At 72.8% G+C, this 25,264-nt stretch carries 28 protein-coding genes and 6 pseudogenes; 16 read left to right on the forward strand and 18 right to left on the reverse strand.

The window, feature by feature from the left end:
- Positions 1-258: 258 nt before the first annotated feature.
- Positions 259-1,173 (reverse strand): annotated as a pseudogene (locus AB0J04_RS16255) (helix-turn-helix domain-containing protein).
- Positions 1,174-1,247: 74 nt separating this feature from the next.
- On the opposite strand from AB0J04_RS16255, the pseudogene AB0J04_RS16260 reads away from it, so the two are divergent.
- A pseudogene (locus AB0J04_RS16260) lies at positions 1,248-2,069 on the forward strand (phytanoyl-CoA dioxygenase family protein); the annotation flags it as partial.
- A 49-nt stretch (positions 2,070-2,118) separates the two neighbouring features.
- Here AB0J04_RS16260 and AB0J04_RS16265 read toward each other — a convergent pair.
- The 3 genes from AB0J04_RS16265 to AB0J04_RS16275 are packed head-to-tail and all read right to left on the reverse strand — an operon-like array spanning position 2,119 to position 4,108.
- Positions 2,119-3,087, reverse strand: a complete 969-nt coding sequence (locus AB0J04_RS16265) for an aldo/keto reductase (protein WP_363169079.1) — start codon at positions 3,085-3,087, stop codon at positions 2,119-2,121.
- Positions 3,088-3,121: 34 nt separating this feature from the next.
- On the reverse strand, positions 3,122-3,637 hold the full coding sequence (locus tag AB0J04_RS16270) for a flavoprotein (protein ID WP_363169080.1): 516 nt from the start codon (positions 3,635-3,637) through the stop codon (positions 3,122-3,124).
- Positions 3,638-3,646: 9 nt separating this feature from the next.
- Positions 3,647-4,108, reverse strand: a complete 462-nt coding sequence (locus AB0J04_RS16275) for a nuclear transport factor 2 family protein (RefSeq protein ID WP_363169081.1) — start codon at positions 4,106-4,108, stop codon at positions 3,647-3,649.
- 112 nt (positions 4,109-4,220) lie between these two features.
- Here AB0J04_RS16275 and AB0J04_RS16280 point away from each other — a divergent pair, with 112 nt between their 5' ends.
- Positions 4,221-4,766, forward strand: a complete 546-nt coding sequence (locus AB0J04_RS16280; protein WP_363169082.1) for a TetR/AcrR family transcriptional regulator — start codon at positions 4,221-4,223, stop codon at positions 4,764-4,766.
- Position 4,767: 1 nt separating this feature from the next.
- On the opposite strand, the gene AB0J04_RS16285 is transcribed toward AB0J04_RS16280, so the two are convergent.
- Both AB0J04_RS16285 and AB0J04_RS16290 read right to left on the reverse strand, forming a co-directional pair.
- The gene (locus AB0J04_RS16285; RefSeq protein WP_363169142.1) at positions 4,768-4,962 is read right to left on the reverse strand and encodes a ferredoxin; all 195 of its coding nucleotides are present in this window, start codon (positions 4,960-4,962) and stop codon (positions 4,768-4,770) included.
- 87 nt (positions 4,963-5,049) lie between these two features.
- Positions 5,050-6,282, reverse strand: a complete 1,233-nt coding sequence (locus AB0J04_RS16290; RefSeq protein ID WP_363169143.1) for a cytochrome P450 — start codon at positions 6,280-6,282, stop codon at positions 5,050-5,052.
- Between the two features lie 354 nt (positions 6,283-6,636).
- On the opposite strand from AB0J04_RS16290, the gene AB0J04_RS16295 reads away from it, so the two are divergent.
- Positions 6,637-7,263: a LysE family transporter gene (locus tag AB0J04_RS16295; RefSeq protein ID WP_363169083.1), complete on the forward strand. Its 627-nt coding sequence runs from the start codon at positions 6,637-6,639 to the stop codon at positions 7,261-7,263.
- A gap of 120 nt (positions 7,264-7,383) precedes the next feature.
- The gene (locus tag AB0J04_RS16300; protein ID WP_363169084.1) at positions 7,384-7,845 is read left to right on the forward strand and encodes a nitroreductase family deazaflavin-dependent oxidoreductase; all 462 of its coding nucleotides are present in this window, start codon (positions 7,384-7,386) and stop codon (positions 7,843-7,845) included.
- 185 nt (positions 7,846-8,030) lie between these two features.
- On the opposite strand, the gene AB0J04_RS16305 is transcribed toward AB0J04_RS16300, so the two are convergent.
- On the reverse strand, positions 8,031-8,495 hold the full coding sequence (locus AB0J04_RS16305) for a pyridoxamine 5'-phosphate oxidase family protein (RefSeq protein WP_363169144.1): 465 nt from the start codon (positions 8,493-8,495) through the stop codon (positions 8,031-8,033).
- A gap of 99 nt (positions 8,496-8,594) precedes the next feature.
- Positions 8,595-9,023 (reverse strand): annotated as a pseudogene (locus AB0J04_RS16310) (GNAT family N-acetyltransferase); the annotation flags it as partial.
- 92 nt (positions 9,024-9,115) lie between these two features.
- Between AB0J04_RS16310 and AB0J04_RS16315 the strand changes: the two are divergent.
- Positions 9,116-9,478, forward strand: coding sequence for a DUF1304 domain-containing protein (locus tag AB0J04_RS16315; RefSeq protein WP_363169085.1), 363 nt, complete (start codon positions 9,116-9,118; stop codon positions 9,476-9,478).
- Entirely contained in the window at positions 9,475-10,038 is a 564-nt protein-coding gene (locus AB0J04_RS16320) for a TetR/AcrR family transcriptional regulator (protein WP_363169086.1), read from the forward strand. The genes AB0J04_RS16315 and AB0J04_RS16320 overlap by 4 nt, the downstream gene beginning before the upstream one ends.
- Before the next feature lie 7 nt (positions 10,039-10,045).
- Here AB0J04_RS16320 and AB0J04_RS16325 read toward each other — a convergent pair whose 3' ends face one another.
- Both AB0J04_RS16325 and AB0J04_RS16330 read right to left on the reverse strand, forming a co-directional pair.
- Positions 10,046-10,909: a hypothetical protein gene (locus AB0J04_RS16325; RefSeq protein ID WP_363169087.1), complete on the reverse strand. Its 864-nt coding sequence runs from the start codon at positions 10,907-10,909 to the stop codon at positions 10,046-10,048.
- A gap of 61 nt (positions 10,910-10,970) precedes the next feature.
- A pseudogene (locus AB0J04_RS16330) lies at positions 10,971-11,450 on the reverse strand (helix-turn-helix domain-containing protein); the annotation flags it as partial.
- Here AB0J04_RS16330 and AB0J04_RS16335 point away from each other — a divergent pair.
- Positions 11,449-11,679: pseudogene (locus AB0J04_RS16335) on the forward strand (zinc-binding dehydrogenase); the annotation flags it as partial. The pseudogenes AB0J04_RS16330 and AB0J04_RS16335 sit on opposite strands and share 2 nt — an antisense overlap.
- Positions 11,680-11,682: 3 nt before the next feature.
- On the opposite strand, the gene AB0J04_RS16340 reads toward AB0J04_RS16335, so the two are convergent.
- On the reverse strand, positions 11,683-12,789 hold the full coding sequence (locus tag AB0J04_RS16340; RefSeq protein WP_363169088.1) for an NAD(P)-dependent alcohol dehydrogenase: 1,107 nt from the start codon (positions 12,787-12,789) through the stop codon (positions 11,683-11,685).
- Positions 12,790-12,833: 44 nt separating this feature from the next.
- Positions 12,834-14,288: an aldehyde dehydrogenase family protein gene (locus tag AB0J04_RS16345; RefSeq protein WP_363169089.1), complete on the reverse strand. Its 1,455-nt coding sequence runs from the start codon at positions 14,286-14,288 to the stop codon at positions 12,834-12,836.
- A 176-nt stretch (positions 14,289-14,464) separates the two neighbouring features.
- Here AB0J04_RS16345 and AB0J04_RS16350 point away from each other — a divergent pair, with 176 nt between their 5' ends.
- Together AB0J04_RS16350 and AB0J04_RS16355 are read left to right on the forward strand one after the other, a co-directional pair.
- Entirely contained in the window at positions 14,465-14,857 is a 393-nt protein-coding gene (locus tag AB0J04_RS16350) for a MarR family transcriptional regulator (RefSeq protein ID WP_363169145.1), read from the forward strand.
- A 157-nt stretch (positions 14,858-15,014) separates the two neighbouring features.
- Positions 15,015-15,395 carry an anti-sigma factor antagonist gene (locus tag AB0J04_RS16355; RefSeq protein ID WP_363169146.1) on the forward strand — a complete coding sequence of 127 codons (381 nt, stop codon included), beginning with the start codon at positions 15,015-15,017 and terminating at the stop codon, positions 15,393-15,395.
- Here AB0J04_RS16355 and AB0J04_RS16360 read toward each other — a convergent pair.
- The 4 genes and pseudogenes from AB0J04_RS16360 to AB0J04_RS16375 all read right to left on the reverse strand — a co-directional run bounded on the left by AB0J04_RS16360 (position 15,390) and on the right by AB0J04_RS16375 (position 17,703).
- On the reverse strand, positions 15,390-16,355 hold the full coding sequence (locus AB0J04_RS16360; RefSeq protein ID WP_363169090.1) for a ribose-phosphate pyrophosphokinase: 966 nt from the start codon (positions 16,353-16,355) through the stop codon (positions 15,390-15,392). The two genes, AB0J04_RS16355 and AB0J04_RS16360, sit on opposite strands and share 6 nt — an antisense overlap.
- A 199-nt stretch (positions 16,356-16,554) precedes the next feature.
- Positions 16,555-16,869, reverse strand: coding sequence for a hypothetical protein (locus AB0J04_RS16365; protein WP_363169149.1), 315 nt, complete (start codon positions 16,867-16,869; stop codon positions 16,555-16,557).
- Between the two features lie 169 nt (positions 16,870-17,038).
- Positions 17,039-17,302, reverse strand: a pseudogene (locus AB0J04_RS16370) (alpha/beta fold hydrolase); the annotation flags it as partial.
- The gene (locus tag AB0J04_RS16375; protein ID WP_363169091.1) at positions 17,299-17,703 is read right to left on the reverse strand and encodes a hypothetical protein; all 405 of its coding nucleotides are present in this window, start codon (positions 17,701-17,703) and stop codon (positions 17,299-17,301) included. The pseudogene AB0J04_RS16370 and the gene AB0J04_RS16375, both read right to left, overlap by 4 nt.
- Positions 17,704-18,002: 299 nt before the next feature.
- On the opposite strand from AB0J04_RS16375, the gene AB0J04_RS16380 reads away from it, so the two are divergent.
- Positions 18,003-18,692 (forward strand): DUF4230 domain-containing protein, encoded by a 690-nt coding sequence (locus AB0J04_RS16380; protein ID WP_363169092.1) that lies wholly within the window; start codon positions 18,003-18,005, stop codon positions 18,690-18,692.
- Between the two features lie 47 nt (positions 18,693-18,739).
- Positions 18,740-19,372, forward strand: coding sequence for a VanZ family protein (locus tag AB0J04_RS16385; protein ID WP_363169093.1), 633 nt, complete (start codon positions 18,740-18,742; stop codon positions 19,370-19,372).
- 10 nt (positions 19,373-19,382) lie between these two features.
- On the opposite strand, the gene AB0J04_RS16390 is transcribed toward AB0J04_RS16385, so the two are convergent.
- Positions 19,383-19,619 (reverse strand): hypothetical protein, encoded by a 237-nt coding sequence (locus tag AB0J04_RS16390; protein WP_363169094.1) that lies wholly within the window; start codon positions 19,617-19,619, stop codon positions 19,383-19,385.
- 124 nt (positions 19,620-19,743) lie between these two features.
- Here AB0J04_RS16390 and AB0J04_RS16395 point away from each other — a divergent pair, with 124 nt between their 5' ends.
- Both AB0J04_RS16395 and AB0J04_RS16400 read left to right on the forward strand, forming a co-directional pair.
- Positions 19,744-20,754, forward strand: a complete 1,011-nt coding sequence (locus AB0J04_RS16395) for a PHP domain-containing protein (RefSeq protein ID WP_363169095.1) — start codon at positions 19,744-19,746, stop codon at positions 20,752-20,754.
- A gap of 255 nt (positions 20,755-21,009) precedes the next feature.
- Entirely contained in the window at positions 21,010-22,005 is a 996-nt protein-coding gene (locus AB0J04_RS16400) for an SDR family NAD(P)-dependent oxidoreductase (protein ID WP_363169096.1), read from the forward strand.
- Positions 22,006-22,024: 19 nt separating this feature from the next.
- Here the strand turns inward: AB0J04_RS16400 and AB0J04_RS16405 are convergent, their stop codons facing one another.
- Positions 22,025-23,005, reverse strand: a complete 981-nt coding sequence (locus AB0J04_RS16405; protein WP_363169097.1) for an aminoglycoside phosphotransferase family protein — start codon at positions 23,003-23,005, stop codon at positions 22,025-22,027.
- Between the two features lie 137 nt (positions 23,006-23,142).
- Here AB0J04_RS16405 and AB0J04_RS16410 point away from each other — a divergent pair, with 137 nt between their 5' ends.
- The 3 genes from AB0J04_RS16410 (at position 23,143) to AB0J04_RS16420 (ending at position 25,255) form a co-directional block, all read left to right on the forward strand.
- Positions 23,143-23,937, forward strand: a complete 795-nt coding sequence (locus AB0J04_RS16410; RefSeq protein WP_363169098.1) for an alpha/beta hydrolase — start codon at positions 23,143-23,145, stop codon at positions 23,935-23,937.
- Positions 23,938-23,960: 23 nt separating this feature from the next.
- Positions 23,961-24,560, forward strand: coding sequence for an HD domain-containing protein (locus AB0J04_RS16415; RefSeq protein ID WP_363169099.1), 600 nt, complete (start codon positions 23,961-23,963; stop codon positions 24,558-24,560).
- A gap of 278 nt (positions 24,561-24,838) precedes the next feature.
- A complete protein-coding gene (locus tag AB0J04_RS16420; RefSeq protein ID WP_363169100.1) occupies positions 24,839-25,255 on the forward strand; it encodes an ABATE domain-containing protein in 417 nt (138 codons plus the stop codon).
- Positions 25,256-25,264: the final 9 nt, after the last annotated feature.

A 25,264-nucleotide genomic window follows, 5' to 3' on the forward strand; every position in this document is an offset into this window, starting at 1 on the left:
GTGGGGGGACCGCTCTTTTGAAGCGAGGGGGGTGTGAACGTGAGGTGTCTCGTGCACACGGTGGAGAAACGTTGTCCGTGCGCCGACCCGTCCACCTTTGCACAGCCGAACCAGGAGGAACAAGGGATCTCACGGTTTCGTGCATAGTGTGCGCGGCGAAGAATTTTGACGAAACGTCAATCCGGGTTCGGGGTCCCGGCGTCGCTTCCGAGCCCTGGCGGGGCGGTCACTGTATCGGTGTCCCTTTTGATGCCCTGTTCATGTCCCTTTCGGGTCGGTAATTGCCGGGCGCATTCCGTCCCGGTACGCGCCCGGGGGTGTCCCGTAGCGGGCGCGGAAGACGCGGCTGAAGTGGAAGGCGCTCGCGAAGCCCGAGGCCCGCGCCACGCGTTCCACGGGCAGGTCGGTGGCCTGCAACAGCCGTGCCGCAGTGCAGTCGGGTCTCGCGCAGGACTCGCATCGGGGCCTGACCTACCTGTTCCGTGAACAGATGGGCGAACCGCGAGGGGGACAGGGCGAGTTCCTCGGCGAGCGAGCGGACAGTGTGCGGGGCGCCGGGGTCGGCCGCCATCCGCGCCTGCGCCCGGCGCACCCGGTCGTCGAGGCCGGCCGGCGGCGCGGGGCGCGCGCCGAGGCGGTGGCCGGCAGGACGGCCTCTTCCAGCGCGCACAGGGCGAGTTCCCGCGCGGCGGCCCCTTGCGCCACCACGATCCCGTCCCCGCCGGCCGGCTCTTCCCCGCCGGTCCACCGGGCGTCGGCGCACACGCGCCGCCAGGCCGCCCCGATCCGGTCGTGCAGGGCGGCGGGGACGGGGCCGACGCGGTACAGGCCGTCCCCGGTGTCGTACGGGCGCAGCCAGGGCGTCCAGGACGGGCGGGCCTGGCAGTGGGCCCACCAGAACCGCCAGTTCCGGGCCCCGGGTTCGATGCCGTAGGAGTGCGGGACGCCCGGCGCGAGCACCACCAGGTCACCGACGCCGGCCCGCACCTCGCTCGCGCCCTGGCACAGCCGGCCGCCCCCGTCCGTCGTCCAGGCGAACAGCCAACTGTCCGAGCCCCGGGGCCGGTCGATGCCGTAACCGGCCCCCTCGTCGAAGTGACCGACCACCACCAGGCCGGGCGGCGGGGAGGGAACCCCCGAGGCGGCAGTCCCGGGCAGGTCGTCAGCACGCATGGACATCCTCCGGGTGGGGTGCGTCGGCCTGGCGTGACGGTGTCGAGGACAGTTGACGACCGAGGAGGGCACGCATGACAGTCACGGGCATCGACGCCGCGGGAACGGCCATCCTGACCCGGGCCGGGCTGCGGCAGTACCGGGAGGACGGCTTCACCGTCGTCCGCGCACTGTTCGGGGACGGCGAAGTCGGGCGGCTGTGCGCGGAGTTCGCGGCGCTGCACGCGGCCGGGCGGCCGGTTCCCGGCCACTTCGAGCCGGGCCCCGGGACCGCCGATCCGCTGCACGCCTACCCGAGGGTGATGAACCCGCACGAGATCAGCGCCCCGGCCCGGCGGGCGCTGCTGGACGCCCGGCTGCGGGGTGTGCTGACGGAGTTGCTCGGCGAGGAGCCGCCGGCCGCGCAGAGCATGTTCTACTTCAAGCCGCCCGGCGCCCGGGGGCAGGCGCTGCACCAGGACAACTTCTATCTGCGGGTCGAGCCGGGCACCTGCGTGGCGGCCTGGCTGGCCTGTGACGTGATCGACCGGGACAACGGCGGTCTGGAAGTGGTGCCCGGCACCCACCGGATGGACCTGTACTGCCCGGAGGAGGCCGACGCGGAGCTGTCGTTCGCGCGCGAGTACGTGCCCCCGCCGCCCGGGCTCACGGCGGCGCCGGTCGACATGGAACCGGGCGACGTGCTGTTCTTCAACGGCAGCCTGGTGCACGGCTCGCGGCCCAACCGCAGCGCCGACCGGTTCCGCCGGTCGTTCATCGGGCACTACGTGGGCCGCTCCGCGCAGCGCATCGGCTCCTTCTACCGGACGGTGTCGATGAGCGGGGAGCCGGTGCCGCTGGCCGTCAGCGAGGGCGCGGGTCCCTGCGGCGCCGAATTCGCACCGCAGGGCCCGCACGGAGCCCGTGGTGAGCCCACCCCGGGCCCGGCGAAAGCGACGGGAAGGTTCAGTGGCCGGCGATCGGATGGGGCGTGTAGGGCTGCTGGAGCTCCTCCGACTCCTTCTCGGTCAGGGTCAGTTCCACTGCCGCCACCGCGTCCTCGATGTGCTGGGGCTTCGAGGCTCCGACGATCGGGGACGTCACCGTGTCCTGGTGGAGGAGCCAGGCGAGGGCCACCTGGGCGCGGGGCACGCCCCGGGCCTCGGCGATACGGGTGACCGCCTCGACGATCGCCCGGTCGCCCTCCGGGTAGAGGGTGTCGCCGAAGCCGTCCGTGGCGCTGCGCCCGGTCCGCGTCCCCCAGTCGCGGGTGAGGCGGCCGCGGGCCAGCGGGCTCCAGGGCAGCACGCCGACGCCCTGGTCCGCGCAGAGCGGCAGCATCTCGCGCTCCTCCTCTCGGTAGAGGAGGTTGTAGTGGTTCTGCATGGAGACGAACTTCGTCCAGCCGTGCCGCTCGGCGGCGTGCTGCATCTTGGCGAACTGCCAGGCGTACATCGAACTCGCCCCGAGGTAGCGGACCTTGCCCGCCCGCACCAGGTCGTGCAGCGCCTCCATCGTCTCCTCGACCGGGGTGTGCGGGTCGAAGCGGTGGATCTGGTACAGGTCGACGTAGTCGGTGCCGAGACGGCTCAGGCTGTGGTCGATCTCGGACAGGACCGCCTTGCGGGACAGACCGCCGCCGTTGGGGCCGGGCCGCATCCGGCCGTGCACCTTCGTCGCGAGCACGATCTCGTCCCGGCGGGCGAACTCGCGCAGCGCCCTGCCGACGATCTCCTCGCTGGTGCCGTCCGAGTAGACGTTCGCCGTGTCGAAGAAGTTGATGCCGGCGTCCAGCGCCTGCCGGATCAGCGGCCGGGACGCCTCCTCGTCGAGGGTCCACTCGTGCGCGCCCCGGTCGGGGAGTCCGTAGGTCATACAGCCCAGACAGATCCGCGACACGTCCAGACCCGTCGAACCGAGCTTCACGTACTGCATCGTCGCCGCTCCTGACATCAGTGTGGGTACATGTTCACTCAATCAGGTCCAGGGCCCGCTCCCACCCGAATTCCTCGCCCGCCGCACCGTCGTACGGGTACCCGAACCGGACGCCCATGCCGCGCAGCCGTATCAGACTGTCCTGGTAGGCGGGGTGGCCGCCGAGGGTCTCGTTCACGCAGGGCAGGACGCCTACGGGGACGCCGAGGCCGCAGACCTCGCACAGGGTGCCCAGGGCCAGGGTGTCGGCGATGCCGGCCGCCCACTTGTTGACGGTGTTGAAGGTGGCCGGGGCGACGACCACCGCGTCGGGCTCCGGGAACGGCCGTGGGTCGCCCGGGCGCCGCCAGGCGGAGCGGATCGGACGCCCGGTCTGCGCCTCGACGGCGGCTGTGTCGAAGAAGCCGTTCATGGCGTGCGGCGTCGCGATGACACCGACATGCCACTCCCGCTCCTGCGCGGCGGTGATCAGCTTGCCGACGTCCGCGGCGATGCCTGCGGCGCAGACGACGACGTAGAGAAAGGGCGGCTGTTCGTCCTGTTGGCTCACCCGGGAACCCTACTCAAGCGGGAAGGACCGGCCGCGTTCGGTCTCGGGGCGCGGGCCGTGGATCCGGCGGTCCGCCGCCTCGATCGGCACGTCGTCGATGCCGGCCTCGCGGCGGGTCATCAGCCCGCGCTCGTCGAACTCCCACAGCTCGTTGCCGTAGCTGCGCCACCACTGCCCGTCGGCGTCGCGCGACTCGTACTGGAAGCGGACGGCGATGCGGTTGCCGTCGTGGGCCCACAGGTCCTTGCGGAGCGCGTACTCGTGCTCGCGCGCCCACTTGGCGGTGAGGAAGTCGACGATCGCGGCGCGGCCGGTGAGGAAGGTGCCGCGATTGCGCCAGACCGAGTCCTCGGAGTAGGCGAGCGCGACCTTCTGCGGGTCGCGGGTGTTCCAGGCGTCCTCGGCCGCCTGGACCTTTCGGGCCGCGGTCTCCCGGGTGAAGGGCGGCAGGGGTGGACGGGCGTCCGACATGGCTTCTCCTCAGCTCCCAAACCGAGCGAGAACGGGCGTTCTCCCTCGCGGCTGCTAACGTAGAGAACGCTCGTTCTCCCGTCAAGGAAGCCCTGAGGATCGGTGGTCGCCCATGGACAGCGCAACAGCCCGTGAGCAGGTACTCGACGCCGCGGAGACGCTGTTCTACGGGCGCGGCGTGCAGGCCGTCGGCATGGACGACGTCCGCGGCTCCTCGGGGGTCTCGCTCAAGCGGCTGTACCGGCTGTTCCCGGCCAAGGAGCAGTTGGTGGAGGCCTATCTGGAGCGGCGGGACGCGCGCTGGCGCGGGTCGCTCGCGGAGTCCGTCGCCCGGCGGGAGGACCCCCGGGAGCGGATCCCGGCCGTGTTCGACTGGCTGGAGGAGTGGTTCCGTGAGCCCGGGTTCCGGGGCTGTGCCTGGATCAACGCGTACGGCGAACTGGGCGCCACCTCGGAGCGGGTGACCCGCCAAGTGCGGGCGCACAAGCGGGAGTTCCGCGACTACCTGGCCGGCCTGGTCGCCGACGCCGGGCTGCCGCCCGCGCTGACCGGCCCGCTGTTCCTGCTGGCCGAGGGGGCGATGGCGACGGCCGGGATCAGCGGCGACGCCGCCCCGGCGGCCGAGGCCCGCGAGGCGGCGCGGCTGCTGCTGGGGTGAGTCAGCGGGCCGTCTCGGACACCTTGATCGCGCCGACCGGGCAGGCCCGCGCGGCCTCCCGGAGCATCGGATCGCCGCCGCCGTCCTCCCTGCCGGGCAGCAGGGCGCTGAAGCCGTCGTCGTCCTGGGTGAAGACGCTCGGCGCGGACAGGACGCACTGGCCGGCGCCGATGCAGACGTCCGTGTCGATGCGGATGTGGGGGTCGGGGTACGTGTCGTCGTCGGGATACGTGTCGTCGTCGGCGTGCGGGCCGTTCTCGTCGCTGTGCATCCAGGGAGCCTCTTACCAGGTCACGGGGAGTTCGAGCATCCCCTGGATGGTGTCGCCGGGCTTGAAGCGGACCTCGTCGGGCGCGACGGCGAGACGCAGGCCGGGGAGCCGCTCGAAGAGGGCGCCCAGGGCGATCTCCAGCTCGGCGCGGGCCAGGTTCTGGCCGAGGCACTGGTGGATGCCGAAGCCGAACGCCACGTGGTGGCGGGCGGAGCGGTGCCAGTCGAGGGTGTCCGGCGCCGGGTAGGCGCTCTCGTCGCGGTTGATGACCGACGTCGCGAAGACGACGCCCTCGCCGGCCCGGATCGTCGTGCCGGCCACCTCGATGTCCTCGGTGGCCAGCCGCAGCAGCCCGTCCGCGATGGACAGCATCCGCATCAGCTCCTCGACGGCCGCCGGCAGCAGCGCGGGGTCGGCGCGCAGCTCGGCGAGCCGCTCGGGGTGCCGGAGCAGGGTGTAGGCGCCGAGGGAGATCATGTTGGCGGTCGTCTCATGGCCCGCGACCAGCAGGATCGTGGCCAGGGCGATCGCCTCCTCCCGGTCCACCGTGCCGTCGGTCAACTGCTCGCGGACCAGGGCGTCGAGGACGCCTCCGCCGGCCGGGGCCGCCAGTTTGCGGTCGATCAGGGCGCCGAGGTAGGCGTCGAGCCGGTCGCGGGCGTCGCGCACCTCCCCCGGGTCCCGGCTGCGCAGCATCCGTCGGGACTGCTCCTCGAAGAACTCGTGGTCGGCGTACGGAACGCCGAGGAGTTCGCAGATCACCGTGGACGGCACGGGCAGCGCGAACGCGTTCACGAGCTCCGCGGGCGGTCCCTGGGCGAGCATCGCGTCGATCCGCTCGTCGACGATCCGCCGGATGGCCGGGCGCAGGGCGGTGGCCCGTTTGAGGGTGAAGTTCGCGACCAGCAGGCGGCGCTGGGCGTGGTGTTCGGGGTCGTCGACGTTGAGCAGGGCGGCCCGGCGGTCGAGCAGCGCCTTGAAGCGGGGCGAGGTCGCCGGGTAGCCGGGGCGGGTGCGGTCGGTGGACAGGCGGGGGTCGGAGAGCAGGGCGCGGGCCGCGTCGTGCCCGCTGACCAGCCAGGCGGTGGAGCCGTCGTAGAGGGTGACGCGGCCCAGCGGACGGGAGGCGCGCAGGGGGTCGTAGGCGGCGGGCGGCCGGTAGGGGCAGGTGCGGTCCTGAGGGAAGGCGACGGCCGTCGGATCTGCCGCGGGTGCCACATCTGCCGCGCCTGTCGCGTCCGGCATGCCGGTCGTGTCTGTCGTATGTGTCGTGTCCGTCGTGTCCGTCATGGGTGACCTCGCAGACGAAGGGTGCGTCGTGCCGATCGTGCCGATCTTCATTAGATGCCCCGGGCATCTATGGAGCGACGTGCAGTTCGGCCAGATCGACCAATCGGACGAAACGGCCGGAACCATTCGCTCCGAAACGGCACTCTTGGGACGGCGTCGGGAAAACCGGTTGCCGTCGGCCGGTCGTCGCCCACAGGATCCGGCCATGGCCACATTCGACGCTCTTCCGCCACTGCCGTCCGCCGCCGCTCTTCCGGCGACGGGCCGACAGCAGCCCGGCCGTCCCCGGAGGACCTACGCCGCACGACCGTGACGGCCGCGCTCGTCGCGGGCCTGGTCGCGGGTTACGGCATCGCCGTGCCGGTCGGCGCGGTCGGGACCTACCTCGTCTCGCTCACCGCCCGCACCTCCCTGCGCACCGGCATGTGCGCCGCGCTCGGCGTCGCCACCGCCGACGGGCTCTACGCCCTGGTCGCCACGGTCGGGGGCGCCGCCGTCGCCGCCGTGCTGCGGCCGGTGCTGACGCCGCTGAGCTGGGCCTCGGCGCTGGTCCTGCTGGTGCTGGCGGCGCTGGGCGCGCTGACGGCGGTACGCAGGTACCGGGCGCACCGGCTCGCCACCCGGTCCACGCCGCCTCCGCCGAGCCCGACCCGGGCGTATCTGAGCTTTCTCGGCATCACCCTCCTGAACCCGACGACCGTGATCTACTTCGCCGCGCTGGTCCTCGGCAGCAGCGGCGCCGCCGACTCCGTACGGCCCCTGGAGCAGGGCGTGTTCGTGCTGGCGGCCTTCGCCGCCTCCGCGAGCTGGCAACTCGCGCTCGCCGGCGGCGGCGCGCTGCTGGGCAGGGCGCTGACCGGTCACCGGGGGCGGCTGGTGACGGCGCTGGTGTCGAGCGGGGTGATGACGGTGCTGGCCGTGCGGATGGTGGCGTAGACATGTCCACGGGCGGATGAATCGCGCGGGTACCGGTGTTGAAGCACGGTGCGAGTCCGACGTGAGTGACACGGCCGCCGCGACGACAGTGACGGCACGACGACGAAGGGGACGGATGCCATGCCTCTCGAAGGCGAGTACGAACCCAGCCCGACGCAGTGGGTGCGCGAACAGGTGGAGCTGTACGAGAGCTCCGGGGGCACCAAGGGGACGACGCTGATGGACACCGGGATGCCCGTCATCCTGCTGACGACCCGGGGCGTGAAGAGCGGGAAGCTCCGCAAGACGCCGCTGATGCGGGTCGAGCACGACGGCCGGTACGCCCTGGTCGCCTCCCAGGGCGGGGCGCCGAAGCACCCGGTCTGGTATCACAACCTCAAGGCCGATCCGCAGGTCGAGCTCCAGGACGGGCCCCGGAAGCAGGACATGGCGGCCCGCGAGGTCACCGGCGCGGAGAAGGACGAGTGGTGGGAGCGCGCCGTCGCGGCGTATCCGCCGTACGCCGAGTACCAGGAGAAGACGGACCGGGTGATCCCGGTGTTCGTGCTGGAAGCGGACGGCGGCGCTCCCGAGATTCCGTAGAAAAATCTGCCGCGGGGATGCATGAAGGTGCTCCCACCGGGCACCCGTCAGTCAGGCCCCGCCGCGTTCCCCCGTCGCGGCGGGGCTTTTTCGCGCCTCGGGCGCGGGGCGGGCGGTCACGTCGAGGAGACCGGAACACGAACCCACCGCGCGGGCGGCCCCGCGAACGCGCGGACTCGCCGGTATCAGTCGGCCACCAGCCACTCCCCGTCCCGCATCAGCTCCCGCCCCTGGATCTCGACGGCCGTACGCCAGGCCTGGATCCGGCGGGGCAGGACATGGAAGTACAGGTAGGGCGCGGACAGTACGCGCGGGTCGAAGCCCGTCTTGCCCGCGAAGATCTCCGCGTCCTCCTCCGGCAGCTCGGCGGGCGGCACGGCCACCGCGGCGCCCTCGATCATCACGACGTCCTGGGTCGGACCGACCGCGATCCGCGCGACGCCGGTGGCCAGCAGATTGCGGCCGGTGGGGCTGGTGGCAGGCGTGGCGAAGAGCAGCGTCGCACCGTCCCAGACGAAGGAGAGCGGCACCAGATACGGCTCCGCCCCTTCCACCCCGGCCGTGGCGACCCAGGCGTCGACGTCGTGCTCCAGCCGATACAGACTGTCGATCTTGCGCTGCTTCGCGGCGCGAGCGGGTACAGGCGTCATGCTCTCAGTGTGCCCGCGATCCGCGCCCCGGCGCAGTCCACGCCTCGCGGGTGGCCGCCAGAGGGTGCTGCGCAGCGTGAGGGAGCGCGGGGCGAAGCCGTGGCGTTCGCAGAAGCGGATCGCGTCGGCGTCGGCCGCGCAGGCGGTCACCTCGGCCTGCCCGGCCCCCTGTTCGGCCGCCCAGGAGAAGAAGGCCTCGACGAGTCGGGCGCCCGCGCCGAAGCGGCGGTGGGCGGGGCGGACGTACATGCTCACGAGCGTGGCCGACTTGACCGGCCGCATGGCCGAGGGTTCGGTCACCGATCCCGTCAGATGGCCGGCCACCTGTCGGTCCTGCTCCACGACCAGCACGAGGCGGGACCGGTCCTCGAGAGCGGCGGCGAAGGAGACCGCGCCGTGTTCGCGCGGCCGGTTCGCGTCCACGCTCGGGTCTCTCATGCCGGCGTCCTCGGCGAAGAGCCCCGCGCTGGAGGCGACGAGCCCCGGTATGTCCTGCGCGCGGGCCGCACGTACACGTTCGTCGGTCATGCGCCGCAGGCCGGCGGTCGCCACCGACAGCTGGACTTCTTGGACAGGTGTCCACTATAACGGGACACCTGTCCAAGAAGTTGAGGGAGATCATGGAAATCCTGGCGAACGTGCTCGTCGTTCTGGTGGCTGCGCTGCATGTCTACATCCTGGTGATGGAGATGTTCCTGTGGCAGAAGAAGCCGGGGACGGGCTTTCACGGGTTCGATGCGGAGATGGCGAAGAGGACCGCCGCGATGGCCGCCAACCAGGGGCTCTACAACGGGTTTCTGGCGGCCGGGCTGGTGTGGGGGCTGATCGCGGCCGATCCGACCGGATACCGGGCGCAGGTGTTCTTCCTGTCCTGTGTGATCGTCGCGGGCGTGTACGGCGCGGTGACGGCGAACCGGCGGATCCTGGTCGCGCAGGCGCTGCCGGGCGCGCTCGCGCTGGCCGCCGTCCTGATCGCACAGTGACCCGCGGCGAGCCCGAGGACCCGCGGGCGGCCCGCACCCGGGCGAGGCTGCGCTCCGCGCTGCTCGAGGAGTGCGCCGAGCGGCCTCTGGAGGAGGTCGGGGTGGCCGCGCTGGCGCGGCGGGCGGGGGTCGGCCGGGCCACGTTCTACGTGCACTATCCCGACCTGGAGGCCCTCGCGGTCGACGCCTGCGCGGATGTCGTGCGGGAGGCCGTGGAGGCCCTGCACTCCTGGCAGGGGCGGCCGGACCCGGTGCGGGCGCCGGCCGCGCTGGCGGAGTTCTTCGGCTCGCTGACCCCGCACGCCGCGCTGTACCGCACCCTGCTCGCGCCGGGCGGCGGCGGGCCGCTCGGCCGGGTGCTGCACCGGGACCTGCGGGCCTACAGCCTGCGGCAGCGGACGCGGGCGGGCGCCGCGGACGCGCCGCTGGTCGCCTCGGCGGTCGCCGCGACCTTCGCCGGAGTGCTGGCGGACTGGCTGCACGGCGATCTCGACGGCGCCCCCGGTGAGATCGCCGACCAGGTGTGGCAGTTGCTCGTCGCGCTGCACGCGAGCCGCTGAGCGACCGTCAGAGGCAGGCCACCGTCTCCTTCGCCAGCGGCCAGGCCTCGACGCCGTCGGGCGTGCGGACGTACGCCGTCCTGCGGTCGTCGGTCAGCCACAACTGCCGGTCCCGGTAGCGGTATCCGGTGTCGCGCGCATCGGCCGGCATCGACACGTCACCGTCGTAGGGGGCGGTGAGCAGTTCGCTCGGGAGCGCGCCGTCGGGGTCGCGGACGTACTGCCGGTGGTCCTTGCCTCTGCCCGTCCCGAGGAAGTGCACCGTCTCCCAGTCGCAGTGCTCCGCGCCGGCGTAGCCGCTCAGTGTGGTGGTCGGGATCCGCTTCCCGTTCCGGTCGGTCCAGATCTCCTGGTCGCCGGAGTCGGTGACGCTCGCGGGGAGTTCGGCGGGATCGCAGGAGGCGTTGGTCTCCGGGCCCCAACCCGGCCTGTCCTTCTGGTCCTTGGCGACGACGACCGCCACCTTCGTCCGGCCGTCGACGTCGTACGAGTACAGGACGCGGTCGGACTCCGCGCGCTCCACCCGGAATCCGGCGTGCGGAGCCGGCCGCTCGAACAGGTCGAAGTAGAGCCGCAGCCCGTCCTCGGGCGTGTCACCGCCGTCACCCTCGCTCCATCCGTCGGGACCGCCGCCCCAGGAGATCTCGCCGTCGCACTCCAGCGCACGGCCCGCGGCGCCCGAGGCGAGGAGCAGGGCCTGCGGGGCGTCCTCGTCCGACTGCTCCTCGGTGGCGAGGTGGAGCGGGCCGCTGTACGGGGTCGCCGCCGGCCCGTAGTCGATGATCACGTCCCCCTCGCCGCCCCCCTCGGCCCGGCATCCCACGGCCGCCGCCAGCGTCAGCAGTGCCACCGCCACGAACCCGTTGCGCATACCCGTCCCCGTTCCACCGGCCGTTCCTGCACTCCTGCGACGCCCGAGCGGTCCGCAACGTTCAGCGGACCGCCTGGAACGTCCTGCGGTACGCCTGCGGGGAGACGCCGATGGCCGCGTGCAGGTGCTGGCGCAGCGAGGCGCCGGTGGCGAAGCCGACACGGCCGGCGATCTGGTCGACGGAGAGGTCGCTGGCCTCCAGCAGGTGCCGGGCGTGCACCACGCGCCGCTGGATCAGCCAGCGGCCGGGGCTCAGGCCCACCTCGTCGTGGAAGCGGCGGGCGAAGGTGCGCGGGCTCATCCGGGCGTGTCCGGCGAGGTCGGCGAGGGTGAGGGACTCGTCGAGGCGTTGCAGGGCCCAGGCGCGGGTGGCCGCCGTGCTCGCCGCGCCGGCCTCGGGCACCGGCTGTTCGATGTACTGGGCCTGGCCGCCGTCGCGGTACGGCGGCCAGACGCAGCGGCGGGCCACCTTGTTGGCGAGTTCATGGCCGTGGTCCGTGCGGACGAGGTGCAGGCAGACGTCGACGCCGGAGGCCGCGCCGGTCGGGTCGGCCGAGCTCCACGAGGAGGCCGCGCGGCTCGGGGTCCGGGCGGTGCGGATGCTGGTGGACGCCGACCGGGCGGGGATGCGGGCCGTCGCCGAGCTCGTCGAGGCGGGGAAGCTGCGCGCCGCGATCGCGGGGACCTTCCCGCCGGCCGATGCCGCCGAGGCGCACAGGCTCGGCGACACCGGCCGGACCACCGGAAAGCTGGTCCTGGTCGTGGAGTAGCGCTCAGAAGGTGAGCACCGGCTTGATGGTCTTGCCCGAGGTCATGTCCTGGACCGCCTGGCCGATGTCCTCGAAGGCGTAGGTCCCGATCAGGCGGTCCAGCGGCAGCCGCCCGGCCTTGACCAGCTCGACCAGGGCCGGGATGAAGCTCTGCGTCTCGCTGTCGCCGAGGGTGAGACCGACGACCTGCTTGCCGCCCAGCATCCCGTTGACGTCGAGGGCGACCTCGGTGCCGAAGGCCGGCGCGCCGACGATGACCAGGGTGCCGCGGGCGGCCAGCGCGTCGACGCCCTGGCGCAGGACGGCCGTGCTGCCCGTGGTCTCCACGATGCCGTCGGCGCCCTGCCCGCCGGTGATCTCCGCGATGGCCTCGCCGAGAGCGGCCTGACCGGCGTCGACGGTGTGGGTGGCACCCAACTCCCCGGCCAGTTCGAGGCGTTCGGCGACCCTGTCGACGGCGATGATCGTGGTGGCCGGGGTGAGCGCGGCCGCCATGACCGCCGACAGGCCGACCGCGCCGGCGCCGAGGACGACGATCGTGGATCCGGTCACCGGCTTCAGCACGTTCCAGACGGCGCCGACGCCGGTCTGGACCCCGCAGCCCAGCGGGGCGATCGACGTCAGCGGTACCTCGGGGTCGACCTTGACCAGGCTGCGCTCGTCGACCAACGCCCGCTCGGCGAAGGACGACTGGCCGAAGAAGTGGCCGCCGAGGTCCGCGCCGTCCCGGCTGATGGTGCTGGTGCCGTCGGCGCGGCGCCCGCCGAGAAGGTTCAGCGGCAGCCAGGTCGCGCAGTAGGCGGGGTGGCCGCCGTGGCAGTTGCGGCAGTCACCGCAGGAGGTGAAGGACAGCACGACGTGGTCGCCGGGGGCCACGCCGGTGACGGCCGAGCCGACCGCCTCCACGACGCCCGCGCCCTCGTGGCCGAGGACTCCGGGCAGCGGGAAAGGCAGTCCGCCGCTCGCCACGCCGAGGTCGGTGTGACACAGGCCGGCCGCCACCAGACGGACGACCGCCTCGTGCGGGGCGGGGTCGTCGAGGACGACCTCGGTGAGGGTGAAGGGCGCTCCGCCGGACTCGACGACGGCGGCGCGGGTGGTGATGGGCATGAGAATGAACTCCCTTTGCTGCGCAGGCTGTTGGGCGACCGCGTTCAGTCGAGCGAGACGACGACGGACTTGACCTTGGTGTACGAGGTGAGCGCCTCGGGGCCGTACTCACGGCCGAAGCCGGAGTCCTTGACGCCGCCGAAGGGCACGGCGGGGTCGAGAATCGCCCAGTCGTTGACCCAGACGATGCCGGCCTGGAGGCGGTCGGCGACCCGGTGGGCGCGGGCCAGGTTGCCCGTCTGGACGCCCGAGGCCAGCCCGTACGGCGTGGAGTTGGCGAGGGCGATCGCCTCGTCCTCGTCGTCGAAGGGCTGGACGGTGAGGACCGGGCCGAAGATCTCCTCCTGGACGACCCGGGAGTCGTTCGCGAGGTCGGCGATGACGGTCGGCTTGTAGTAGTAGCCGCCGTCGAGGTCGAGCCGCTCGCCGCCGCAGACGATGCGGGCGCCCTCCTTGCGGGCGAGGTCGACGTACTCCTCGACCTTGCGCAGATGCTTCTCCCCCGCCATCGGGCCCACGACGGTCTCCACCGCGCGGGGGTCGCCGACGGGCACGCCGGGGACGGCCTCGGCGAGGATGTTCAGCAGGGTGCTGTAGACCGGGCGGGCCACCAGCAGGCGCGGGCCGCCCATGCAGAACTGGCCGGTGTTGAAGACGAAGCCCTTGATGACCGCGCCGACGGCCTTCTCCAGGTCGGCGTCCTCGAAGACGATGTGGGCCGCGTTGCCGCCGAGCTCCATCGTGACCTGCTTGAGGTTCTCCCCGGCGACGCTCGCGGCGTGCCGGCCGACCGCGGTGGAGCCGGTGAAGGCGATCTTGTCGACGCCGGGGTGGCGCAGCAACGCCTCGCCGGCCACCGGTCCGCTGCCGGTGACGACGTTGACGACGCCGTCCGGGACGCCGGCCCGCTGGAACAGCCCGGCCATGTACAGGGCGCTGAGCGGGGTCTCGTCGGCGGGCTTGTGGACGACCGTGTTGCCCGCGGCCAGGGCCGGGGCGATCTTGGAGCCGGCCAGGATCAGCGGGAAGTTGAACGGGGTGATCGCCGCGACCACGCCGATCGGTCCGCGCTTGGTGTACGCGAGGGCGTTCATCGGGGTGTCGCGGTTGCCGCCCTCCAGGGAGAAGGCGAGGGTCGCGAAGTACTCGTAGTCGTTGGCCGCGTTCGTGACGTCGACCGCGTGCGCCAGGGTGATCGGCTTGCCGACGTCCAGGCTCTCGAGGCGGGCGATGTCGTCCGCCTCCGCGCGGATCAGTTCCGCGATCTTCAGCAGGACGCGGCCGCGCTCCCGGCCGCTGAGTCCGGACCAGGCGCCGGAGTCGAAGGCCGCGCGGGCCGCCCGTACCGCCGCGTCCACGTCGGCGGCGCCCGCCTCCGCGACGGTGGTGACGACCGCGCCCCGGGACGGGTCGACCACCTCGGTCCGCGCTCCGTCCGCGGCCTCGCGCCACTGTCCCCCGATGAACAGTCGACCGGGGTCGATCTCGAAGGTGGTCATCGCCACTCCTCAGCATCGTCGCCAAGATTTCAATCAACAGGATTCCTGCTGGTTCGCAGTCTCTTTACAGACAGGTTTCCTGTCAATGCTCTACGCTCGGACTCATGGTCGGCACCCAGACGAGCAACGCAGCGTCCGCACCCTCGCCCCACCGGGCACCTCCGTCCCTGCTCTACATGGTGAAGCAGGTGGAGCTGGTCGTGCGATCGCATCTGGACGAGCTGGTCAAGCCGTCCGGAATCACCGCACTGCAGTACACGGCACTCACCGTACTGGAGCGGCACGACGGACTGTCGGCGGCTCAGCTGGCCCGGGACTCCTTCGTCACCGCCCAGTCCATCGCCGACCTGGTGCGCTCCCTGGAGGGGCGCGGCCTGATCCGCCGCGAGCGCAATCCACGCAACCGGCGCGAGCTGCTGATCCTGCTCACCGAGGACGGGCGCGAGCTGCTCGACCGGCACGCGGGGCCGGTGCGGGAGCTGGAGGAGCGGATGGTGCGGGGGCTCACGGCCCACCAGTCGGAGCAGCTGCGCACAGCTCTCTCCAAGGCGTGGCACGCACTCTCGTAAAACTCGGCCAGAGTCGGTTGCATTTCGAAGACATATGTCAATCGAACATGCTGGAATTCACTCCATCGGGGGTAACTTGCTGGAGCGGGGAACTGCTGTGCACTCCCCGGCCGTTGGAGGCTCCCGACCGGTGGAGCGGGTTGGAGGCGATGTCGTCGTGCAGCAGGAACCCGCACCGGACACCCCCCATCTGCGCATACGCCAGGACCGGGGATACACGGTGCTCGAGTTCCACGGCGAGATCGACATCGTCGCGGCGACGGAGATCGGCCCACTGCTCGACGACGCGACCGTCGGGCCGGCCCCGCGGATCGTGATCGACCTGACCCGGATCGAGTTCTTCGACTGCTCCGGACTGCGCCTGCTGTTCCGGGCGCGCGGCCGGGTCCTCGACCGCGGCGGACATCTGCACCTGGTCTGCGCCCATCCGCTCACCCTGCGGATCCTGCGGGCCACCGGGCTGACCCGGCTGCTGCCGCCCGCCACGACGCTGGACGCGGCCCTGGAACAGCCCGAGGCCGCCTCCGGCACGTTATGACCGCGCCCTCTCTTCGCGCGCCGCGTCGAACAGGGCGCTGACGGACTCACCGTTGTGAATACGGCGCACGGCCTCGGCGAGAGCGGGGGCGATGGACAGGATCCGCAGCTTGTCGGTGTGCTCCTCGGCGGGCACCGGCACGGTGTTGGTGCACACGATCTCCAGCACGTCGTTCTGCTCGCTGAGCCGCTTGAGAGCACCGGCCGCGAACAGCCCGTGCGTGCATGCCACACGTATCGAGCGCGGCTCCAACTCCCGCAGGCGGTCGAGGAGTTCGAGGACCGTACTGCCCTTGGCGATCTCGTCGTCGAGGACGATGACGTCCCGCCCGGCGACCTCGCCGATCACCGCGCTGATGCTGACCCGGTCGTCGGCGTACCGCTGTTTGGCGCCCGCCGCCACCTGGGCGCCGATCATCCGGGCGAAGGCCGCGGCCTCCTTGGCGTTGCCGAGGTCCGGCGAGACGACCGTGGTGCGGGTCAGGTCGTAGCGGCGGAAGTGCGCGGCCAGTTCCCGGTGGGCGTGCAGATGGTCGACGGGCATCGAGAAGAAGCCGTGCACCTGGGGCGAGTGCAGGGTCATCGCGAGCACGCGGTGCACGCCGGCCGCCGCCATCAGGTCGGCGACCAGGCGTCCGCCGAGCGAGATCCGGGGCGCGTCCTTCTTGTCGGAGCGGGCGTAGGAATAGTGCGGCATGACGACGGTGATCCGGCCCGCCGACGCCCCGCGGGCCGCATCGCACATCAGCAGCAGCTCGACGAGGTGCTCCTGCACGGGCCGGACCAGGGGCTGGACGAGGAAGACGTCCCGTTCCCGGCAGTTGGCCTGGAGTTGGACCTCCAGACAGTCGTTGGCGAACCGGCTGAGGCGGGTGGGGCTCAGGGGCACGCCGAGGTGGGCACAGACCTCGGCTGCCAGCTCGGGGTGGGCACTACCGCTGAACACGGAGATGTCTCGCACGATCGGCTCCTCGCTGATCATGTCCGGCTGGGGCGGGATCTCTCATGCTACGGACCACGCCCGTTTTGCCCACCCTCAGGAGTGCCCAGAACTGACCAAGGATGCGCTTGCGCCCCTCAGGCACCGAGAAAATCGGTCACGGCCTTCCGGTACACCTCGGGCCGCTCGAAGTCGACGAGGTGGCCGGCGTCGGGCACGGTCAGCAGGGTGGCGTCCGGCAGGACCTCGTCGTACTCGCGGGCGATGCCGGGTCCTTGCAGTCGCAGGCGCCCCGGATCACCGGAACCGACGCCCGGGCTGTGCGCAGGGCGGGGCGCGGGTCGGGGACGATGAGCCGGTCGGCGGTGGTGAGCTGGTTGGCGTGGAAGCCGGGCAGGGCGGCGGGGAGGCCGGCCAGGGGGCGGTCGGGGTGGCAGGTGGCCGCCGGGGCCGCGATGTCGAGCGGCCGGGCGAAGACCGGGTCGATCTCCGCGTCGGGGACGAGCGCGTGCGCGGCGCGCGGGTTCGCCTCCATCAGCAGCGACCAGGCGGCCGGCCGCGGGCGCGCCTCCGGCTCGTCGATCCGGCGCTGCTGGTCGGCGGAGAGCCGGTCCCGGATGTCGCCCTCGGCGCGGCCCTCCCAAGGCCGGGGCCCAGAGCACGCCGGGCGAGGTCAGGACCATGCGCTCAACGCGGTCGGGATGGGCCGCGAGGCACTCGGCGGTCGGCGTCGCGCCCCAGGACGCGCCCAGCAGGACGACCCGCTCGGCGCCGATCCGCGTCCGCACGGCCTCCAGGTCGGCGACCTGCCGGGCGACCGTGTAGCCGGTCGGATCGGCCGACCGGGTGGAGCGGCCGGAGCCGAGCCGGTCGTAGGAGAAGACGTCGTGACCGCGCGCGGCCAGCAGACGCTCCAGCGGGTCCGGGCCGTCGCCGGGCGTGCCGGGGCCCCCGTGCAGCACGATCACCGGGGCCGGGCGCGCGACGCCCCGGGCCGGCAGGTGGGTGCAGGCGAGGCGGGAGCCGGTCGGCAGGTTCCAGTAGCCGGTGGGCTGCGCGTGCGGCCGGGGCGGGGTTCGTCGAGCGGCTGGAGCACGGTGAGCCGGGCCCCGGTGGCGGCGGCCGCCAGGAGGACAGCCGTGACGAGCACGGCGACGCCGGTGCGGCGCACGCCCGCGCACACGGGCAGCGCGCAGGTCACGACGAGCGCGGCCACGGCTGCCACGGCGAGGAGGCCGAGGTCAGCGGTGACGGTGGCGGTCGGCCGGGTGGTGCAGGAGTCGCTCACCGACGTCGTCCGGCACGCGCGGCCCGCCCACGCGACGGTCGGCGTCGAAGTGACGGACGACGGCGTCGGCGTCCGGGTCACGGACGACGGCGTCGGCCCGCCCGGCGAGCGGCGGCCTGGCGGCGGACGGGCGACGGGCGGCGGCCTGGCGACGGGCGACGGGCGACGGGCAACGGGCAACGGGCGGGAGCCTGGCGACGAGCGACGGACGGGAGCCTGGCGACGAGCGACGGACGGGGGCCGGGGCCTGTCCAACGCGGAGATCGCCGGGCGGATGACCGTCGGCGACCTCCGCGGCCTCTACCGTCACAGGTTGTCAACAGGGCGGTCTGACAACGGAATTGGCGGGCATCCGGTCAGTAGGAAGGAGGACCGTCCACATGACGACTTCCATCGAGCCCGCCAAGGACACCAAGCCCTCCAAGCGTCGGGTCGCCCGGCTGCCCGGCTGGGCCAAGGTGCTCACCGCCGTCGTGGTCGTGCTCGTCGTGATGTTCGCCGGGATCCGGCTCAGCCTGCTGCCGGGACTGCGCGACTTCTTCGGCACCGAGACCCGCGACCGCTCCGGACCCGCCCTGCTCAAGTCCATCCAGGACATGAGCCGCTACGACGCCGCCTCCGGCAACTTCCAGGTCGTCGTGGACCTGGAGAAGGACGCCAAGTACCTCCCCGACGCGCTCCGCGGCACCCGCACCCTGTACGTCGGGGCGGGCACCGTGGACGCCTTCGTCGACCTAGGCAAGGTCGGCGACAAGGACGTGACGGTCAACGGCGACCGCACCTCGGCCACGCTCCGGCTGCCGCACGCCCAGCTCGGCACTCCGGCGCTCGATCCCGACCGCTCCTACGCGGTCTCCAAGCAGCGCGGTCTCCTCGACCGACTCGGCGATCTCTTCTCGGACAACCCCAACGGTGAGCAGGCCGTGCAGAAGCTCGCGGTCAGGCACATCGGGGACGCGGCGAAGGAGAGCGAGCTGACCACGCGCGCCGAGACCAACACCACCGACATGCTCCAGGGTCTGCTGCACTCCCTCGGCTTCAAGGAGGTGAAGGTGGCCTACGGCCCCTGATCCCCGTCCGCCTTGTCCCGCAGGGAAGTCGAAGACCGGAGGACCGCATGGCCCGTACAGCCTTACGTCCACTCACCGCGTTCCGCCTGCGCACCACCAAGACCGACGGGCCCACCACACCGAAGGAACCCCCGAAGGCGGCGACGGCGAAGAAGGCGAAGAAGGGGGAGAAATCTCCGAAGGCTGCGAAGGCGGCAAAGGCGGCGCCTGTCGAGGGGCGGCGGCCGTTGCCGTTCCCGCTGCGGCTGCTGGCGATGCTGTTCGCCTTCGCGTTCATGGTCGCGTTCGCCGTCGTGCTCGCCCGGGTCACACTGGAGCCGTCCCCCGCCTCCGAGGCGCTGGTGCACTCCAACCTGCGTCCGGGCGACTCGCTGCGGGCCTATCTGGACCAGCCGGAACTGCGTGACGCCGTGCGGCAGATCGGCGGGAACCTGCTGCTCGGCGTGCCCTTCGGGGTCCTGGTGCCGATCGTGGCGCCCCGGGCGCGCGGACTGCTGCGGGTGCTGCTGCTGACCGCGGCCGTCATGCTCCTGGTGGAGTTCGCCCAGGGCGCGCTGGTCACCGGGCGCGCCTTCGACGTCGACGACGTCATCCTCAACACCACGGGTGCGCTGATCGGTTACCTGCTGCTGGGCCGCAGGGTGAGCCGTGCGGTGCACGCGCGGGAGAACCGCCGGTGACGGAGACGGCTCAGTGCGGGGTCCAGGTGTACCGGTCCCCGCCCACCCACCGCACGACATCGGGGTCGTCGAGGTCATGGACCGTGATGCCGTGGGCGGCGGCTATCACGAGGACGTCGGTGACTTCCCTCGCCTCACCGACCACCTCGGCGTCGATTTCCACGATGCGGAACGGAGCGGGGGCCGGCTGCACCCCCAGCACGATGATCCGCGGGTGGGACACACGGAGATTCGCGATTTCGCTCATGACATAGAGAGTAAAGCGGAACTGTTCGGGACGAATCACCGGGTGCCCCCTGAAACCGGCGGCGGCCGAACGCCCGTCGTGCGGTCCGGGCACGGGTGGGGAACGCTGGAGCCAGGAGGTGGCGATGGATCCCGTCGAGGCCCTGGACCGGATCGCCTTCCTGCTGGAGCGGTCCCTGGCGCCGACCTACCGCGTGCGCGCCTTCCGTACCGCGTCCCGGGTGCTCGCGCGGCTGCCCGCGGCGGAGGTGGAACAGCGGGCGGCGGCCGGGACGCTGGAGTCGCTCAAGGGCGTGGGACCGAAGACCGCGCAGGTGGCGCGCGAGGCGCTCGCCGGGCAGGCGCCGGCCTACCTGGAGAAGCTGGAGGGCGGTGCGGCGGGTCTGCCGCTGACGGACGGCGCGGGGTCACGGCTGCGGGCGCTGCTGCGCGGGGACTGCCATGTCCACTCCGACTGGTCGGACGGCGGCAGCCCCATCGAGGAAATGGGCCGGGCGGCGGCCGCCCTCGGCCACGAGTGGGCCGCTCTCACCGACCACTCGCCGCGGCTGACGGTGGCCCGCGGGCTGTCTCCCGAGCGGTTGCGCCGGCAGCTGGACGCGGTCGGGGAACTCAACGCGACCTGGGCGCCGTTCCGGCTGCTGACCGGCATCGAATGCGACATCCTCGACGACGGGTCGCTGGACCAGGAGCCGGAGCTGCTGGAGCGGCTGGACGTGGTCGTGGTGTCCGTGCACTCCAAGCTGCGGATGGAGGCCCGTGCGATGACCCGCCGCATGGTGAAGGCCGTGCGCGATCCGCACGCCGACATCCTCGGCCACTGCACCGGGCGGCTGCTGAGCGGGCGGCCGGAGTCGCGGTTCGACGCGGACGAGGTGTTCGCGGCGTGCGCCGAGTCCGGCACCGCCGTGGAGATCAACAGCCGGCCCGAGCGGCTCGACCCGCCGCGCCGGCTGCTGCGCCGGGCCGTGGCGGCGGGCGTGCTGTTCTCGGTCGACACCGACGCGCACGCGCCCGGCCAGCTGGACTGGCAGGTCCTGGGCTACGCGCGGGCCGAGGAGTGCGGGGTGCCCGCGGAACGGATCGTGACCACCTGGCCGGTCGCGGAGCTGCTGGCCTGGACGAGAGACGCCTGACGCACTCGGTGACGCAGTTCACCGCGCGGTGCGGCGGGCCCGGGAACACCCATAGGTAGTTCATCGTTGAACCGACTGTGGGTGCGGATGGCACTGTGTCCCGCGGGTGCCGACCCCCGAAGACCGCCCCGACCGTGATTCCCCCGTCGCGGTCGGGGCTTTCCCCTGTCCCGGGCCTGTCCCGGGCCTGTCCGAGGCCGCTGTCCGGGCGTCGCGCTTGACTTCGAGAGCACTCCAATTCGTAGCGTTGCAGACATGAACAACAGCGCCATGGGCAGCAGCGACACCGCACAGCACAAGATCGGCTCGGGCTTCGGCCCCACGAGCACCGCCGAGGACGTCCTCCGGGGCGTCGACCTGACCGGGAAGCTGGCCGTCGTCACGGGCGGGTACTCCGGTCTCGGCCTGGAGACCACCCGCGCGCTGGTCCGGGCCGGCGCCCGCGTCGTCGTCCCCGCGCGCCGCCCGGACACGGCCCGCGAGAACCTCGCCGGGCTCGACGGCGTCGAGACGGACGAGCTGGACCTCGGCGACCAGGAGAGCGTGCGCGCCTTCGCCGACGGGTTCCTCGCCTCGGGCCGGACCATCGACCTCCTGATCGGCAGCGCCGGGATCATGGCCTGCCCGGAGACCCGGGTCGGCCCCGGCTGGGAGGCGCAGTTCGCCACCAACCACCTGGGGCACTTCGCGCTCGTGAACCGGCTGTGGCCGGCGATCGAGCCCGGCGGCGCCCGGATCGTCTCGGTCTCCTCGCGGGCCCACCACTTCGCGGGGATGCGCTGGGACGACGTCCAGTGGCGCCACGGCTACGACAAGTGGGCGGCGTACGGGCAGGCCAAGACCGCGAACGTGCTGTTCGCCGTCCACCTCGACAAGCTCGCCCGGGACCGGGGTGTACGGGCGTTCGCGCTGCACCCCGGCGGCATCCTGACGCCCCTCCAGCGGCACCTGCCGAAGCAGGAGATGGTGGAGCGTGGCTGGATCGACGAGGACGGCAACCTGCTCGACCCCGAGGGCTTCAAGTCCCCGGAGCAGGGCGCGGCCACCCAGGTGTGGGCGGCGACCTCGCCGCAGCTGGCCGGGATGGGCGGCGTCTACCTGGAGGACTGCGACATCGCCGAGCCCGCCGTGGAGGACGCCGAAGACCGGGCCGGCGTCCGGGCCTGGGCGAAGGACCCGGAGCAGGCGGCCCGGCTGTGGGAGCTGTCCGCCGAGCTGACGGGCGTGAACGCGTTCCCCGCGCAGGGGTAGCCCGCAGGTTCTCGGGTCGTCAGATCGCCGGGCCTGCGATCTCGTCCAGCGCCGCCAGGAGCTCGGGGTCGACCGCCTCCCGCAGCCAGCGGTCGTGCTCCGCGCCGCTCGCCCGGGGGATCGTCTCGACGAGCATGATCAGGTAGAGATAGGCGCGGTAGAGGGCGAGCCGCAGCCGGGCCGGCCGGTCGAAGGCGGCCCGGCCTCCCGCGTCGTGGTAGCCCTCGAGGAACGCCTCGTCCTTCCTGATGTCACCCAGCAGCGCGAGGGAGACGAAGTCCGCGAGGGGGTCGCCCCAGAACATGCGCTCGCCGTCGATGAGGCCCCCGATCCGGGGCTTCCCGTCGGCGCGGCGGTCCACCAGGACGTTGCCCTGCCACAGGTCGAAGTGGACGAGCCGCGGGACGGTGACCTCGTCGAGGGCGTCGTACGCGGTCCGGGCGACGGCGGCCACCTCGTCGACGGGCCGGGGCAGTCGGGCGCCGTGCCGGCGGGCGTCGGCGAGGATGCCGTCGAACATCGTCGTGAACGCGGTGCGCCAGTCGGGGGCGAGCGGGCCGAACGCGCCGGTGGGGTAGCCGAAGCCGGGCCCGGTCACCTCGTGCAGCCGGGCGACCTGACGGCCCAGCTCGGTGCGCAGCTCTCTCTGTTCGACGGCGTCGAGCGAGCCGTCCCACGGGTCGCCCGGGCACGCCGTCATCAGCAGCAGCCGCTCGTCGACGGCCACGACCCGCGGCGCCGGCACCTCGGCCTCGGCCGCCCCGCGGCAGAACTCCGCCTCCCCGAGCAGCAGTCGGCTCTCGTAGCGCAGCCCCGGCGCGGCGGGCGCGACCTTCAGCACATAGCGGCTGCCGTCCGTCAGGCGGAGTTCCTCGACGGTGTTGTACGTGCCGCCGCTGAGCGGACGCACCCGGGCCAGCCGGTCGGGCGGGACGGCCGCCGCCTTCAGCACCTGCCTGGCCCGTACCCAGGAGTCCGTCGAGTCACTCGAGTCCGTCACCGTGTGCCCACCCTTCTCCGGTCCGCCGGGAGCGCGATCACGGTAAGGGCACGGACGACGGCCGAGTGGCGGGATGGAGATACCGGTCGGCGGATTATCCGTACCGGACCCGGTCGCACCCGGTCTAGGTTCGCTTCATGGCAGAGATCAGCTTCCGGGCGGCCGACGACTGCGCCCTGCACGCCACCACCGTCGGAGCAGGCCCGGCCCTCGTCCTCCTGCACGCCGGCGGCCCCGACCACCGGAGCATGCTGCCGCTGGCCGAGCGGCTCGCCGACCGCTGGACGGTCGTCCTCCCCGACCTGCGGGGCTACGGCCGTTCGGTCTGCACCGACCCGGCCCGCCACACCTGGGCCCAGTACACCGACGACGTGATCCGGCTCCTGGACCACCTGGACCTGCCCGGCGCCGCGCTCGCCGGGGCGGGCCTGGGCTCCACGATCACGCTGCGGACGGCCGCCGCGCACCCGGCCAGGGTCCGGGCCGCCGTGCTGATCGGCGTCGAGGACATCGAGGACGGCGAGGCGAAGGAGGCCGAGATCCGCTTCCTGGACGCGTTCGCCGCCCGTGTCGCGGCCGACGGCATCGAGGCCGGCTGGGAGCCCCTCCTCGCCGACTTCCCGCCCGTCGTCGGGGACATGGTGCGCGACGCCATCCCCCGCTCGGACCCCGCCAGTATCGTGGCCGCGGCCGCCATCGGCCATGACCGCTCCTTCCGGAGCGTCGACGAACTCGCCGCGATCACCGCCCCGACCCTCGTCTTCCCCGGCACCGACCCACGTCACCCCACCGCCCTCGCCGAAGCGGCCGCCACCACCCTCCCCCACGGACGCCTGGCCACGACCGCGATCGGCGACGACCTGCGAACCGCCGAGGACCTCGGCCGCGCCCTCGCCCCCGCCATCCGCGAGTTCCTCGCAGGCGTCGCGTGAGGCGCCCCGAATAGGCTGACCGGATGACCACTGCCTCCACCGTGCTGTCCATCGCCCTGGACGAGACCTCGGACCCCGACTTGCGTCCGCTGCCCGCGGAGGCGGCCGCGCTGTTGGACGAGGTCGGGGCGCCGCCCCGGCTGGTCGCTCACCTCCGGGCAGTCCACGATGTCGCGGCACAGCTCGTCGCTTGGGTCGGCGACCACTGTCCGGGGCTGGCCGTCGACCGGGAGGCGGTGCTGTTCGGTGCGGCCACGCACGACATCGGCAAGGCCCTGCACCCCGGCGAGCTGTCCGGCCCCGGCGCCCGGCACGAGGAGGCCGGGCGGGAACTCCTGCTGACCCACGGCGTGCGCTCCGCTCTCGCCCGGTTCGCCGGGACCCACGCCTCGTGGACGGCCCCCGACATCGGCCCGGAGGACCTGCTGGTGAGCCTGGCCGACAAGGTGTGGAAGAACAAGCGGGTGGCCGACCTGGAGGATCTCGTCGTGGCGGAGCTGTCCCGGGCCGGAGGCCGGCCGGTGTGGCAGGAGTTCCTCGACCTCGACGAGTTCCTCACCGGACTCGGGGAGGACGCGGACCTGCGGCTGGCCTGGCAGGCGGCACATTCCGTCCACGGCTGAGCGGGGTAGACCTGCGCAGCGGCCCGCTCGTCCGCGCCGTGGCCGCCCGGTGAAGGGGCCGACGCCAGGACCGAGGCCGACGCCAGGACCGAGGCCGACGCAGGCGCCGGCCCGCGCGTCTGCGGGCCGCCTCACCCGGCGTCTGCGGGTCGGCGGCCGCGCCCCGGGCTCGCGGGCCCGGCGGGACTGCGTGACGTGATCCGGGGCGGGTCTCGGCGGCCCTCCCCCGGCACGTTGAGCACGATCTTGCCCCGGCTGTCCCGGCTCTCCAGCCGCTCGTGCGCCCCGCGCGCCCGGTGCGGCGGCGGCACGGTCTCGATCGGGACCCGGCAGTCGCGTTCACCTTCATCGGCGGTCGGCCGTGCCTGGACTCCGTCGCCACGCTCGGCCGGCGGCACACCACCGAGGCGGAACGGCTGCCGGACCCCACGGCGCCGGCCCGCTGGATCGAGGAGGCCGGGCCGGGCGCGGCGCCCGAGCCGGCGCCCGAGCCGGCGCCGGTCACGGCCCGGGACCTCACGGACGCCCGCGGCCCGCGCGAGGCCGTGTACGGGCTGGTCCGTGCCGCGCCGGCCGGGCGGGAACCGGAGTCGGCCGACGGCGAGCGGGTCAACGCGACGGCCGCCCGGCCCCATCTCGCACCCCGGCCGGGCGACCCCCGCCCTGGACCGGGTCAAGAAGTGCGAGAACCCTGACAGTTCCCT

The organism is Streptomyces sp. NPDC050263, from assembly GCF_040655955.1.
Lineage (GTDB): Bacteria > Actinomycetota > Actinomycetes > Streptomycetales > Streptomycetaceae > Streptomyces.